Origin of the sequence: Streptomyces sp. NPDC001796, from assembly GCF_042892355.1 — a bacterium.
Classification (GTDB): domain Bacteria; phylum Actinomycetota; class Actinomycetes; order Streptomycetales; family Streptomycetaceae; genus Streptomyces.
This window is the reverse complement of the sequence record NZ_JBIAUC010000027.1, coordinates 1-13,870: the sequence shown is the minus strand read 5'-3', so window position 1 is coordinate 13,870 and position 13,870 is coordinate 1. Positions and strand designations below refer to the sequence as shown.

11 protein-coding genes and 2 pseudogenes are annotated in these 13,870 nt (G+C 68.6%); 4 read left to right on the top strand and 9 right to left on the bottom strand.

Going from position 1 to position 13,870, the window contains the following annotated elements; all coding sequences use genetic code 11:
• Positions 1-526: 526 nt before the first annotated feature.
• Positions 527-1,330, bottom strand: coding sequence for an NADP-dependent oxidoreductase (locus tag ACFYZE_RS33270; protein WP_389002645.1), 804 nt, complete (start codon positions 1,328-1,330; stop codon positions 527-529).
• 297 nt (positions 1,331-1,627) lie between these two features.
• Between ACFYZE_RS33270 and ACFYZE_RS33265 the strand changes: the two genes are divergently transcribed.
• A complete protein-coding gene (locus tag ACFYZE_RS33265) occupies positions 1,628-2,761 on the top strand; it encodes a ricin-type beta-trefoil lectin domain protein (protein ID WP_389002491.1) in 1,134 nt (377 codons plus the stop codon).
• Between the two features lie 141 nt (positions 2,762-2,902).
• Here the strand turns inward: ACFYZE_RS33265 and ACFYZE_RS33260 are convergent, their stop codons facing one another.
• The 3 genes from ACFYZE_RS33260 to ACFYZE_RS33250 all read right to left on the bottom strand — a co-directional run bounded on the left by ACFYZE_RS33260 (position 2,903) and on the right by ACFYZE_RS33250 (position 4,886).
• Positions 2,903-3,139 carry a hypothetical protein gene (locus ACFYZE_RS33260; protein WP_200419964.1) on the bottom strand — a complete coding sequence of 79 codons (237 nt, stop codon included), beginning with the start codon at positions 3,137-3,139 and terminating at the stop codon, positions 2,903-2,905.
• A gap of 629 nt (positions 3,140-3,768) precedes the next feature.
• Complete coding sequence (locus ACFYZE_RS33255) at positions 3,769-4,641, bottom strand: trypsin-like serine protease (RefSeq protein ID WP_389002488.1); 873 nt, start codon at positions 4,639-4,641, stop codon at positions 3,769-3,771.
• 113 nt (positions 4,642-4,754) lie between these two features.
• The gene (locus tag ACFYZE_RS33250; RefSeq protein ID WP_389002657.1) at positions 4,755-4,886 is read right to left on the bottom strand and encodes a hypothetical protein; all 132 of its coding nucleotides are present in this window, start codon (positions 4,884-4,886) and stop codon (positions 4,755-4,757) included.
• Here ACFYZE_RS33250 and ACFYZE_RS33245 point away from each other — a divergent pair.
• Positions 4,866-5,125, top strand: a pseudogene (locus ACFYZE_RS33245) (hypothetical protein); the annotation flags it as partial. The gene ACFYZE_RS33250 and the pseudogene ACFYZE_RS33245 overlap by 21 nt on opposite strands.
• Before the next feature lie 395 nt (positions 5,126-5,520).
• Here ACFYZE_RS33245 and ACFYZE_RS33240 read toward each other — a convergent pair.
• Positions 5,521-6,789 (bottom strand): Ig-like domain-containing protein, encoded by a 1,269-nt coding sequence (locus ACFYZE_RS33240; RefSeq protein ID WP_389002486.1) that lies wholly within the window; start codon positions 6,787-6,789, stop codon positions 5,521-5,523.
• A 775-nt stretch (positions 6,790-7,564) separates the two neighbouring features.
• Here ACFYZE_RS33240 and ACFYZE_RS33235 point away from each other — a divergent pair.
• Entirely contained in the window at positions 7,565-7,849 is a 285-nt protein-coding gene (locus ACFYZE_RS33235) for a hypothetical protein (protein WP_389002483.1), read from the top strand.
• A gap of 78 nt (positions 7,850-7,927) precedes the next feature.
• Here ACFYZE_RS33235 and ACFYZE_RS33230 read toward each other — a convergent pair whose 3' ends face one another.
• From ACFYZE_RS33230 to ACFYZE_RS33215, 4 genes are all read right to left on the bottom strand, one after another.
• Entirely contained in the window at positions 7,928-8,608 is a 681-nt protein-coding gene (locus ACFYZE_RS33230; protein WP_389002480.1) for an ISAs1 family transposase, read from the bottom strand.
• A 228-nt stretch (positions 8,609-8,836) separates the two neighbouring features.
• On the bottom strand, positions 8,837-9,784 hold the full coding sequence (locus ACFYZE_RS33225) for an IS4 family transposase (protein WP_389002477.1): 948 nt from the start codon (positions 9,782-9,784) through the stop codon (positions 8,837-8,839).
• A 71-nt stretch (positions 9,785-9,855) separates the two neighbouring features.
• Positions 9,856-11,799: an ATP-binding cassette domain-containing protein gene (locus ACFYZE_RS33220; RefSeq protein WP_389002474.1), complete on the bottom strand. Its 1,944-nt coding sequence runs from the start codon at positions 11,797-11,799 to the stop codon at positions 9,856-9,858.
• Positions 11,796-12,689, bottom strand: a complete 894-nt coding sequence (locus ACFYZE_RS33215; RefSeq protein ID WP_389002471.1) for a phosphotransferase — start codon at positions 12,687-12,689, stop codon at positions 11,796-11,798. Before ACFYZE_RS33215 ends, ACFYZE_RS33220 begins: the two co-directional genes overlap by 4 nt.
• Before the next feature lie 880 nt (positions 12,690-13,569).
• Between ACFYZE_RS33215 and ACFYZE_RS33210 the strand changes: the two are divergent.
• A pseudogene (locus ACFYZE_RS33210) lies at positions 13,570-13,792 on the top strand (transposase); the annotation flags it as partial.
• Positions 13,793-13,870 lie beyond the last annotated feature (78 nt).

The following is a 13,870-nucleotide window of genomic DNA, read 5'->3' as shown; positions in this document are numbered from 1 at the left end:
GGAAGGATGAGCTGACCAGCGTTGGAAGGCCGCATAGGAGGAGGCTGTCCCTCCGTACGGTCATGTCCATCGCATACCGACGGCGGAGAGCTGTTCCACTGGCTCCGGCGGGAGCATTGCCACCCGCTGGGCTCTGGCCGACCCGCTGCCCGCCCGCCGCCGACCGGACACCGAACCCGGTCCGGAGCACCAGCCCCCGGCCGGCACCGGCACCCCGAACACCGCTCGTACCCCTGGATCCCGGGGGTGGGACATCCCGCGCGTCCCGCTGCCGTACGACCGCGCGCTCATCACCTCCACCGTGCAGCGTCCGGCTGCGCGCCGCAACGGTCGCGCCCTGTACGTCGTCGTTGCCCATCAGCAGGCCGCGATGCCCGAGCAGCTCCTCATCCCGTTCCCGGACGCCGACGCCAAGTCCAGCTGTCCGGAGCCGGGTACCGAGCCTGGTCGGCGTTCGACAGCGCTGGCGGGGACGCAGCGTTGATGTCCGGGATGCTCGCTCGATGGTCGCCTCGGGCAGCCGTGGCTAGGGCCGGAGCACGATCTTGCCGTGGGTGTGCCGCTGTTCCAGCTCGCGGAAGGCGTCTCGCACCTGCTCCAGCGGGTAGGTGCGGGCGATCGGCACCTCCAACTGCCCGCGTGCGGCCAGCCGGGCCAGCTCGCCGAGTACGACTGCGCTCGCCGCCGCGCCTTCTCCGTAGGTTCGCGCGCCGACCTTGGCCGCCGCCTGCCAGTCGCAGATCGTGTTGATGCGCTCGGGCCGCACGCCCAGCTCCACTGCGAGTGTTACGTAGCCGTCGCCGAAGGTGTCGATGAACGCATCGACCCTGCCGCCGGACGCCTGACGGATCCGCTCGACCACACCTGGCCCGTACCCGACCGGAAGGACACCGTGATGCTTCAACCAGGCGTGGTTCCGCTCGCTCGCCAGCCCGATCACCGTGGCGCCGCGCCGCCGCGCGAGCTGCACGGCGAGCGACCCGACTCCGCCCGCCGCACCGGAGACGACGACCGTGTCGTCCGGACCGGGGTCCACCGCGAACACGGTGGCGTAGGCGGTCGTGCCGGCCACGTACAGCGCCCCGGCCACGTCCCAGGCCAGCCCCGCCGGACGGGAGACCAGATTCACGTCATCGACCACGACGAACTGCGCATGGCTGGCCCGCCTATGGGTGAAGCCCAATACCTCATCGCCCACCGCGAAGCCCCGGACGTGCGGGCCGGCCTCCACCACGACGCCGGCCAGATCGCTGCCCTGCCCGGAGGGAAACACCGCCGGCCAGCGTTCGTGCAGCGCGCCCGTGCGGATATGCGCCTCGCCGGGCTGGATCCCGGCCGCACATTCATGGGATGTCCCAGACGGGGATCAGCGTGATGTCTGTACGAGTGCGCTTGTGGGGCCGGTACTGGCCGACCCGATCGGTATGGGGGGCCGGGGGTAGACGGGACGCCGGACAGACTCGGTGTTGTCAACGCTCACAGCGCAAGGGGCCCCAACCCCGCGCCGTTCTGCCGGTACGTCAGGCGGCCGCCGACGCCCGACGGGACGGCACGACGGCCGGGCTGCTGACACGAACGGCGGTCAGCCCCGTTGACGCAGCACTCACTCGCAGAAGAGGACGCGTGCATGAGAAGGTCTTGGATATTATCCTTGGTCACGCTTGTCACTGCCGCGCTCGCGGTGACGGCGTCAGGTGTCACCCCTGCGTCCGCCGCCTCAGACACGCCCCTGCGGGTCATGCCGTTGGGCGACTCGATCACCTGGGGCGTGGGAAGCAGCAACGGCAACGGCTACCGGGGGCCGTTGTGGAACGAGCTTGCGGCGGACGGCCATCCGCTGGACTTCGTCGGCACGGTGCGGAACGGCTCGATGTCCGACCCCGACAACGAAGGCCACCCCGGATACCACATCGACGAGATCGCCGCACTCGCCGACGCCTCGCTGACCCGCTACCGGCCCAACGTCGTAACACTGCATATCGGCACCAACGACCTCATAGGGGCCTCCGGGGCCGACGCCGCCATCGCCGGGCTGAAGTCGCTGGTGAACCAGATCACCGCCGACGTCCCCGACGCAACCGTCCTCGTCGCCTCCCTGATCGTGTCCGACAACAGCTCGGAGGAGCAGCACCGGGGCACGTACAACCAGGCCATCCCCCGAATCGTCAGCGACGCACAGGCCGCGGGCAAACACGTCGCATACGTCGACATGAGCAGCCTGACCACGGCCGACCTGTCCGACCCCCTGCATCCCAACGACGCGGGCTACCAGAAGATGGCCGACGCTTTCCACCGCGGCATCCAGGCTGCGGACAGCGCCGGATGGCTGAAGAACCCCGCCCCCGCACCCGCGCCCGTACAGTCCGGGATCACCGGCAAGTGCCTGGATGTCAACGGCGCCGGCACCGCCGACGGGACCGCCGTCCAGATCTGGGGCTGCCACGGCGGCGCCAACCAGGTCTGGTCCGCCTACACGGACGGCACCCTGCGCTCCCTGGGCAAGTGCCTCGACGCCGCCGGCGGGGGCACCGCCAAGGGCACCAAGGTGCAGATCTGGGCCTGCCACGGCGGTTCCAACCAGGTCTGGCAGCCCTACAACGGCGGCTACCGCAACCCCGTCTCCGGCCGCTGCCTCGACGATCCGGGCTTCTCCACGGCCGACGGAACGCAGCTCCAGCTGTGGGACTGCAACGGGAGCGGTCAGTGTACGACCTGCGCGTCATCGCCGGCCTTCCGTTGCGTTGCCTATGGCGCGCCATGAACGGCTGTTGCGTGTGCAGGGGTGGGCGTGCCGTGTCGTGTGTGTGCGACTGGCCAGGTGCCACGGCTCCGCGGATGTGTGTCTGGTCGCGGCCTTGAGCAGTTCAGGTGGCTGTCAGGGGCGTCAGCCCAGTCGTGCGGGTCAGGCGTGGTCTACGAGTTCTGCTTTGCCCTGCTGACGGGCGCAGTGCGCGCAGCAGAAGAACTGCCCGTCGGCCTGGAGGCCGTGACCGAGGATGCGGCATTGGCAGTTTTCGCAGATCGGTGCCATCCGCTGGGCGGCGCACTCGAGGCTGTCGAAGGTGTGGACGGCTCCTCCCTTGGCGTGCACTTCGAAAGACATCTCGTAGTCGTTGCCGCAGACGTCACACACGGCCATGGACGCTCAACTCCTCACAGCTTCCCGGATGGGACCGCTGCCGGTACCTGCGACCAACAGCGTCCCTGACGGTAGTGAAGAGATGCTGGCTGTCCTTGGGCGGCACGTTGGCCTGCGCCCGAGCGGTGCACAGGAATCACTCGGCCGGGCGCGGCGGTACGCGGGCAGCTCGGGCCTGTCCCCGTCCAGCGGGAACTGCCTCCGGCTCTTTGAATGGGTGACCACGAACCGTTCGCGCTCTTGAAAGCCAGGTAGAGGTGCGGCCGCCGCCTCGGCGGTCGGAGCTGCGGCCGCCGGTGTCGGCAGCATCGCCGCGGCTGATCGGATCGCGTTCCGTCGGCCGGGGGCCGCGGGGTCAAGTGACGCCTTGTGAGAATTTCTTGCGGAGGCTGGCAATCTTCGCAGTGTGTTTCGCCGCCAGCGCTGACAACGCGCGACGACGCTTCCCCGCCGGGTGGGCGGGGAGAGGTGGCGCCACCAGTGGGGGACCGGGCAGCGCACCGCCGGAAGGCGTCCGGTCCGGTCGCCGGACGGGCCCGCCGCCGATGGTCGTCTGGGGCCGCAGTCGACGGCGGGCCCGGCAGCGCGGTAAAAGCGCTGCGGAGGTGGCGGGCTGTGCCTGGCGGGCGCTACGGCAGCTTCACGAACGGCGCCAGAAAGGCGCGGGCGCCCGGGGTGTCCAGGCGGTACGACACGTTCGTCGCGTAGCACGGGCCGTCGCCGGTGATCGTGGTGGCCGCAAGCACATTCCGGCCGCCGATCGCGGCGAAGTTCGGGCCGCCGGAGTCGCCGTAGCAGGCGCCGCCGTTGCCCTGGGGCGCGGTCATCGCCAGGCGGACCCACGCGTCGTTGAGGGCGTCGAAGGTGACAGGCGCCTTCATCCGGACACCGCCGCCGGGGTGGGTCTGACCGCCGGGGCCGCGCTGGGCCTCCTGAGTGCCGTATCCGGCGACGAACCAGTCGGTGGAGTTCAGCGCCTGCGGGCCGAGCGCGCCGAGCTGGTTGGCGGTGGGCAGCGTGGCCGGAGTGAAGGACCAGCGGGCCTTGACCTTGGCCGCGGGCAGCTCGATCACCGAGATGTCGTGCGGGTCGGACGCGGGCCCGGGGTAGTCGGGATGGCTGTGGGCGGTGCCCTGGACGGCGACGGCGCCCGCCTGCGCGGCCGGATCGCCTGGATACTTCTTCGCGGCGGCGTCGAGGCCGGCCTGCACGTCCTGGTCCAGGGACACGTAGAACTTCACGTTGTCGGGCCAATCGGTGGTGCAGTGCGCGGCAGTCAGGAACGTGTCCGCGTCGATCATGGTTCCGGAGCAGACCCAGTCGACCCGGTCGGGTGTCGTGGGGTCGCCGTCGTTGTCCCAGGTCGCGACCAGCGCGCCGACCTCGGTGCGCTCGGGTGCGGGCGTCGCGTTATAGGAGTTGATGGCCGACGACGGCAGGGCGGTGGCCAGCACGGCGGCACAGGCTGCGGCGGTGACGGCGGACGCACGTAGGACGGTCAAGAGAAACCCTTCTACCGATGGGACGGGTGTTCTCCTGTGGGGGGAGAGCAGCGCCAGTGAAGCGCCTGGCGGCGGCCGCGACAAGAGCACGCCCGCCCTTCCAGGGTTTTCCCTCAGTAGGGGCTATGGGTGGTCAGCACGGCGCGCGATGTGGTCGCGGTGAGCCGGGCGTAGGTGTGCCCGCACCGCAGGTGGGCGAGGACGAGCAGGGCGCAGCCGTGATCGGCGTCAGCTTGCGGGATCAAGGTGATTGGCTTCGGGTGCTCGCTCGTGGGGAACCAATTTTCGGGTTGCCGCCTCGGCCGCGCAGGCCGCCGGCAGTTCGACTGCTTCCCGGGCAGCGGGTCAGATGGCAGTTGGACTACGGTTCACCAGTGCCCTGGGAATCCGCGGCTGGTCGTACTGGCTCGACACGTTCAACATCGCTTGCGGCCCCGTCGACAGGGATGTCTTCCTGTCAGAGCCGACCGTGATCCGGGAGGAGCAAGCCGCGCGCGGGGTGACACGACGGACTACCGGACACCGGAAGCGGAGGCAAGGACAACGTGAAAACTTAAGTCTTCGCCACGAAGGTCTCGCTCGACGCATCCAAACAGGTGGCGTCGATCGCCCTGCCGGTGACGGGCGCGACGGGCACTGACCGCCTGTTCGCCTACGGCTTAGGCCGGTAAAGGGCACCGCAGGCACTCACGACGGCGGGTCGTTCCCGGGCGCGAGCCCCGGAACGACCCGCCGGGGTGGTGAGACCCGGCCTCCTCGCCCCTGTGCGGGCGTCCCGACGGATGAGGCGAGTGGCGTGAGAGAGCCCGGTCGACGCCGAGCGCGGTGCCGCTGTTGTCACGGGGTGTCGCAGGGGCGAGGACGGAGAGTGGCGGAGTGTCAGGGGGCCGTGCTGCCCGCGACCCACTCGTTCCACGGCATGTTCCAGTCGCTGAGGCCGTTGTCCGGGGCCAACAGGGTCTTGTCCTCGGAGTTCTTGACGATCACGACGTCACCGATCATCGAGTTGTCGAAGAACCACGCGGCGGGTTGTTTGTCGTCGCCGCCGCCCATGACGTCCTTCAGGCCCACGCAGCCGTGGCTGGTATTGACCTTGCCGAAGACCGAGTCGGCACCCCAGTAGTTGCCGTGGACGAATGTGCCCGAGTCGGTCAGGCGCATGGCATGCGGTACGGCCTTGATGTCGTAGGCGGGCTTGCCGTGCTTCATGAGACCGACGGTCGCACCGTTCATATGGATCTGCCTGAACTTCTCGGAGATGACCATCCGGCCGTTGTACGTCGGATGCTCGGGGCTGCCGGACGAGATCGGGATGGTCTTGATCGTCCTGCCGTCGCGTACGACGGTCATCTGCTTGGTCCTGGCGTCGACGGTGCTGATCTGGCTTCGGCCGATCTTGAACGTGACCGTCTTCCGGACGCCGTGGACGGTGAGCTTGACGGTGACGGTGGAGCCGGGCTTCCAGTAGTGCTGGGGGCGGAAGTCCAAGCGCTTGCCGTTGAACCAGTGACCGACGACCCGCTGCCCGCTGCTCGCGCTGACCTGGATCTCCGACTCCACGGCGGCCTTGTCGCTGACCGCCTTGTCGAAGTTGACCACCACCGGCATGCCCACGCCGACGGTCGAGCCGTCCTCGGGGGAGAGGTGTCCGACGAAGTCGTTGGCCGGGGAGACCGTGGTGATCGTGGCGTTCCCGGTGGTGGAGCGGCCCCCGGCGTCCTGGGCCTCTGCGGCGATCTGATACCTGGTGGCCCGCTCCAGCCGGCTGTTCGGCTTCCACGAGGTACCGTCCGCGGACAGGGTTCCCTGGATCTCGGCACCGGTCGCGACGGCGGTCATGGTCACCCCCGTGAGCATGCCGTTGCTGACGGTGACCTTGACGGGGTCGTCGATTCCGACGTTGTAGGCACCTTGCCCGGGCGTGATCTTTATTCGGGCGTCGGAAGCATCCTGGGCGCCCGCGTGGTCTACCCGAGTCTGCGATTTCGGGTGATTCCCGGTGGTGCTGACGCCGGTGGCAGCGTTACTGATGCCGGCGGTGGCCGTGAGGGCGAGTACACCGCCGAATACGCCGGCCGTGGCCATCAGTCCGGTGCGTCGCTTACCTACCGTGATCAAACGCTTCTCCCATGCCGCTGGTCGTTGCATCCCTGGAGCTGATTACCGGAGGACTGTTATTGGCTGAAGACCCATTTTTATGTCATTCATCTGCATTGAGGGGAGTAAATGTGGCGAATTCCACGAACTGCAAAAGCGTTCGCCAAGGCTCTGCTCGACGGCCGGATGGCGCGTGGTCGATTTGTACGCGCCGCCCGGTGCGGACCATGGCCCGCACGCCGTGATCGACGTGTTCCCGGTGGCGGCGACAGCCCGCACAGCCGAGGGCCGCAGTCGAGCGCAGTGGCAACGCCTTCATGAACGGGGTGCACGCCGCCGTTCTCGCCGGCGCCGTCTGTGTGTCGCGGGCGCTCGATGCAGGCGCTGGACGCCCGCCGAAAGGCCGCCGCAAACCGCAAGACGATCTTCGTCAGCGGCAGCCACTACGACGTCTACGAGCACCTACAGTAGGTAGTGCGTACGTTGCCACGCGATCAGGACCGACGCGTCGAGCAGCACTCCCGTCGCCGCGGGTGTCGGTCTCGCGGTCGTGGTTGGTCGGCACTGGCGCAGTGTTCATCGCGCGCAGGCGCCGCACGGCCGACCAGAGCTGACCGCAGGCAGCGCAACGCTGCAGGGAAGCAGGGCCGCTCGCCGAGTCGTGGGCGGCCTGCTCGTACTCCGAACCCCTGCGGCGGCTTGGAAGCCTGTGCAGGGCCTCGGCGAAGTCGCATGATGCCCGGTTTATGATCACGGGCTCCCCGGGAGGTGAGGGGCGCCGAAAGTCGCAGGCTCCACGAACTCGAGTGCTGGTAGCTTCGCGCCCGTGATCGTGTATCCGCTGTGGCATGTCGGCCATCAGAACGAAGCCGGTGACGACGGCTCGACAGTGCACGTCGATGAGAGCGGCGTGTACTGCGACGAGTCGGACGGCGACGACGTAAAGCTGCTCGGTATCTACTCAACCCTTGAACGGGTCGAAGAGCGAGTGCGTCAGGCTCGACTGCTACCAGGCTTCCGTGATGAACCGGAGTGCTTCTACTTCGACGCCTGCCAGCTCGATGAGGACGATTGGACTGAGGGCTTCGTTCGAGTTCCGCCGGGCGAGTAGGCCCGTGGGCAGAGCCTCGATGGGATGCCGTTCCGTGGTCACGTAAGCCCCAGGGCTTGGGCGTAGTCGGGTTTGTGGTTATGTGAGTCCCAGGAGGGGGAGGGGACGTCGTGCGTCGCGGGCGTTGTATCGCAGGCCGGCGGCGATATTGGTGCTCCCTGCGAGGCGGAGGGCGCCGATGGCGAGGTTGCGCCAGGTGGCCATGGCCCGAGGGGCGGTGCCGGTCCGCAGTTGGGAAGCGTCCTCGGCGAACGTCACGTCTCGAACATGGTGTAGGGCCTTGACCTTCCAGTGGTCGCGGATCAGGTTCGCGAGGTCGGCGGGGGTGGTCTGTTCGGCGGTGAGGCTGGTGACGGCGTAGACGGTCTTGATGCTGATCCTGCCAGTCTTGCGATCCACGCGGCGACGCTTGAGCCGGACGGCCTGGCGGGCCCCGGGGAAGAGCAGGTTGTTCACCGTGCAGACCTTGATCCGGCGGATCTCGCCCCGGCCGTGTCCGGCGTCGCGGGTGCGTGACTGCAGCGGAATCTGTTTCCAGGGAAGGGACTTGAGCTGCTTGCGGAGCTTCTTCTGGTTACCTTTCACGATCATGATGTAGTGCGCGTCCCGGCCGAGCAGGTACTGAGCGTGTTCGCGCTGGGTGTGCATCGCGTCGCTGGTCACGACCACGCCCGCCAGGTCGGCGATAGTCTCGAGCAGCGGCTGGAAGCAGGTGATCTCGTTGGTCTTCTCACCCACGTCGAGCTGGGCCAGAACCAAGCCGCGGACGTGGTCGCATGCGGCGAGCAGGTGGACCTTCCCGCCCCCTGGACCTGGCCGCTCCGCGTAGGCTCTTGCCGTCGACCGCCGGACTGCGCAGTTGACCGTCGGTGCTGGTGCGCCGGTCGGCCAGCCAGTGACGCACCGCCTGGTCCAACGCGTCGCCGTCGATACGGCCCAGCAGCCGCCGTACCGTCGTTTCCGCGGCAGATCATCACGAACCGGACGTCAAGAGACTACGCCGAAGCCCTGCCGGGTGAACGATGTCCGCTCGGAGGAAGTCTGCGCGATCCGGGCCACCTCGTTGAGCAGGTCGCGGGTCGCGTGGTGGACGATCAGGTGGGCATAGATCTCCTGCCTGACTCCTTCCGGAGTCTGCGAGCGCAGGACGGGTCTTCCGCGCTGGTGAGTCTTGATCTCGTCGAAGACGATCTCGATCTCCCAGCGTCGGGCATACAGGGTGGCGAGTTCGGCGGCCGGATACTTCTCATGGTCCGTCAGGCTGGTGACCAGCCGGATCACGTCCGTCTGGCCGTCGACGCGATACTCGATCACCCTCACCAGAGCCGGTGGGGCTTTGACGGTTCCGGCGGCCTTGGCGTGCTTGTTCGCCTGGATCAGGGCCAGGTAACTCCCGTCCGGCAGGACGTCCTGGACCCTGCGGGCGGCACGGCGCTCGATCCTCCACAGGAGGTGGGCGCCGCGGTCGCGAAAGCGGTGCCAGCGAGCCAGGCCCCATAGCCCGCGGTCGGCCAAGACCAGCGTCCCTGCCCCGATATGGGCTTCCAGTTCGTCGGACACGATCCGCTCGGAGTCTTTCCAGCCGCCGATCACCGCATCCAATACCGCGTGCGACGAGCACTCGGTCACCGCGACCACCTGGGCCTGCGGATCGCCCATCGGACTGCGTTGCCCGGCGGGTGCGGACCGGCGTCCGATTGCAGCCGCCTCGACGGCGTCGACCACCGCACCGTGCTCGCGTACCAGATAGGCGGCGTGCCTACCCAGGCCAGAGCACAGATCGAGGACCCGTCGGCCGGACAGGTCGCCCAGGACCTCGGCGCCGGGGCCACTTGGCCAGAAGCCCCAGGCGATGGCGGTGCCTCGCTGGAGATGGTGGTGGCCGTACGCGGTCCATGCCTTGCTGTTCGCTACTTCGTGCTTTGAGCCGTGCATGATGCTGCCGATCAGACGGGAGGGAACGAGGGGCCGTGCCGAGCCGCAGCACGGCCCCGTGGTGCGGACTGTCAGCGGTCTTGTGCGAGCGCGTGCAGCTCGCCGAGCAGACTGCCCTCGGTGGCGATGAGGTCCTCGGATCGACCCTGCTCGCGGATCCGGCCCTGGTCGAGAACAACGACCCGGTCAGCCGTTTTCACGTTGTCAAGCCGGTGTGTGACCACGATCGTGATGCGGCCCGGCGCCATCGCGCGCAGCTCACGGAAGATCGCGTGCTCGCCACGGGCGTCCATCTCGCTGGTCGGTTCATCCAGGACCAGAACAGCCGGCTCACGGTACATCGCCCGACCGCACGCCAGGCGCTGCCACTGCCCGCCGGACAGTTCGTGCCCGCCCCACACCGATCGGGCCAGCAGAGTGTCGAGTTGTCCGGGTAGCGCGCGTAGCGCGTCACCCATGCCGACCCGCTCCGCAACCGCCCAGACCCTGTCGTCGCTGTGCTCCTGAGGCTGGCCTAGGGTGATGTTCTCCCGTGCCGCCAATGGCCAGTGACCGTTCTTCTGTGGGACGAGACCGACATGCCGCCACACGGATTCCGCGTCCGCGGTGGCCAGATCGGTGTCGTCCCACAGGACCGCTCCCTCGCTGGCCGTGGTCAGCCCGGTAAGCAGCCGGATCAGCGTCGACTTGCCAGCGCCGTTCTCGCCGACCAAGGCGACGACTTCGCCCCGGTTGAGGGTAAGCGTGACCGGATGCAGCGCCGGGGCGTCCTTGGACGGGTAGGTGTAGCTGGCGCCCCGGAGACGGATCTGCTGGGGCGCCTTCACCTGAGCGGTGCCCCGATCCGAGGTCATGGACCGGACCTCGTCGACGAACTCGTAGTAGTCGCTGAGGTAGAGCCCGTGATGGAACATGACCGCGCCATACCGGACGATCGAGTTGAGCGCGCGCCCGGCGGTCTGCGCAGCGACAACAGCGGTGCCCGCGATCGCGGCCGACATTGCGCCCTCCAGGACCAGTGCGGCAAGCGAAGCCCACATGCCGAGCGTGAACAAGCCCGCCAGCGAGGCGGCGAGCAGGGTCACGAGCAGGTAGGGGCGAGCGCCCTCGAGTTCCCGTCCCTCCACCCGCTCGCACATCGTCCGGTACCAGAAGTGCAGATACGGCCTCATGGTGTTGGCGCGCAGCTCGTCGGCCAGATCCGCGGTGGTCAGCCACCAGCGCATCATGCCTCTCACATTGCGGGCGGAGATGGTCCGGTCGTGGACGCGGTAGTCGATGCGAGCGGCGATCACCCCGCCCAGGCCCCGCGGGATCACGGAGAGCAGGAGAACGCCCAGGAGCAGCGGATGCAGGGAGGTGAGGACCGTCGCGGCGGAAACCAGCTGAACAAGGCCGTTGGTGAGCGTTTTCGCATCGTCGGCGAGGTCGACGGCGCGCAAAGCACCGATCTCCGCGGCCTGGCTGCGGTCGGTGAAGCCTTCAGTGTCGTAAGCGGAGAGCTCGGCGCGCATGTGCAGGTCGACCAGGGTGAGGTCGGCGGCCGAGGCGATTTTCGGGTTCAGACGTCGGGTCGCCCAGTCTGCGAGGATCCACATGGTCGCCCCCGTAGCCATCGCCACCACCGCGACGGTCAGCGCCGGCAATGCCTGCTCCAGCCCCTTGTGCGGATCGGATGAGTTCAGCTTCGGCAAGGCCCTGGCGACCGCGGTCAGCATCACCGCCGTTCCCAGGCCGGACAACAGCTGGCAGACGACGATGGTGATCGCCATTCTCCTGTCGACGGACCAGGCAAGCCGGGCTGTCTGTGCCAGTGCCACGGGGATCCGCCGAGCCATATCCCACAATGTCGCGTCGTCCATGGCCCGCCGGTGCTTGCGCCCGTTGTAGTCCAGTTCCGGAGGCGCGGCCGGCTGCGGAGACCCCGCCCGGGCCGCTGGGACGGCCACCGTCTCACCGGCGTCTGGATCCGCCTCGACCACAGGTGTCACCTCGTTGTCCTGGGGCGACGTCATGCGAACACCCCCGCCATGAGCCGATCCAGGGTGCGCCGTCCACGCGCGGTGACAACGGGATCGTCGTGCGCGGGGCCCCAAGCCATGCAGCTCACCGCGTCCAGCGCCGCCAGCCCCTTCAGCGCGTGCCGCTCCTCGGGCAGCAGGTCACGCCCGTAGCCCTGGATCCACGCAGCGCGCAGGTCGGGCCGATCCGCCCAGATCCCGCAGCTCATCAGGACGAAGTCCCGCACCGCCGTATCGAACCGCGACCGCTCGAAGTCGATCCACCCGGCATGCCCCAGGTGCTGGGACCACAGGAGATTGCGGGGCCAGGCGTCGCCGTGAATGAAAGCCAGCGGCAATGGTGGCAGATCGTACAGCTGCTCGGCGAGGCCACGCACCAGCTTGTGCTCCGCCGACGTCAGCAGGTCACCGACCTGTCGCAGGTGTTTGTCGGCGCCGTCGGCGGCGGCCGGCAGCGCCTGCTCGGCCTCAACACGACGGGGGCCGGAGAGGTCGCCAGCCGCGTGCAGCAGAGCCAGTAGAGCCCCGCCTTGCCGGTGAGCGCGGAGTTCCTCGGCGGTCGACATGCTCAGCTGCTTGAGCGGAGTTCCGGGGACGGCGGTCAGCAGCAGGGCTAGGTGCTCGGCGCTCGAGGCGCGCAGCTGTGGTGCGCGGCCGGCGCCGAGTGCAGGAACGGCGTGACGCAGGGCGAAGGTCTCCCGCTCGTACATCCGAGGATTCGGCGAGACCTTCAGGTAGAACCGCAGGCCCCCAGCGCGACTAAGGGCCCAGACACGGGAGTTCTCGCGCTGGTGTGGGGCGTCCTGGGCAACGGACACCTCTGCGCCGAGTTCCTTGGCGGCCCAGGCGAGCAGGGCCGGGGAGGGCATGGTCGAGTCGGTCATGCACCCCACCTCGTAGACGGTCGTGATGCGGATGCGAACAGGGCGCGTCGGGCATCAACCGGGCGTCGGAGTGCGGTCGGGGAGGCCGCCTGCGCCGGAGGGTTCTCGAACGCAGGCTGAAGGGCGGTGAGTACGAGCACGGGATTCACGGGTTCTCCTCGGTAGGGGAATCGGGCAGAGCACACCGGACAACGGCCCTGATCACGGGACCGATACGGGTGGCATCGAGCGAACGGTCGATTGAAAGTTCGACGCATGACGCGACGGGCAGGCGCTACGGGCTTGCGTGCATGGCACCGGCGCGTTCGATTCACTCGTCAAGGGGACGGTGACTGAGTGGTAGCCCGCGCGGGGGATTGCATGACGGCGTCGGCTGCACCGGTCTCCTTCGGCAAGGGGTGGACGTGGACTGCGGACGGCACCCTCGTGCACGCCACTGACAATCAGCGGGGAACGGGACTGTGATCCGGACAATCCGAGCGGGCACTCCGCCGACGGACCGACGGAGGTCGCCCCGTCGCTGGCCTGGGCCGAAGCCGGAAGAAAGGATTCTCGGACCGCAGGACAGCGTCCCTTAGTTGAGCGGGAGACGAGATGGCTTGATCTGAGCCCACCCCGCCGCGACTTCGTTGCAGACTCGGGTGCCGAGACTGCGCATGGGCGGGCCGGCGGCTAGCATCAGCACCTCCGCCGCCGGACGTCGACGCTTCGGCGTGACGCCCTGAGGGCCGCTGCCCGGGCCGCAGCCCTCGGGTCGAGAGGAGCAGCACGACCCATTCCCGCCCCACAGACTCGGCTCGAGGTCCAACTGCAGTCCGCGGCCCGCTCCTGGCAGAACCGGCGGGGGCGGTCCCCACCGGCCGCCCGACCACGGCGAGCTGTCCGGCCCGTGCGGGAGAAAGTGCTGATCGCCATGAATGACGGCTACCGCGAATCGGCCGACTCCTGGGCCGACCTGCTGCGCGACTGCCAACGCCGCGGGATGCGCGCCCGACGTCCTGGCGGTCGGCGACGGGGCCCTCGGCTTCTGGAACGCCCTGGCCGAGGTGTTCCCCGACACCCGGCATCAGAGGTGCTGGGTCCAGAGAAGCCGTAAAGAATTAACTTGTCGGTGTGTCGGTTTACTCGTCCGCGGCCGCGAGAAGATCGGGGGCGGTGCGGTAGCGGGTGGCGGCCGGGGG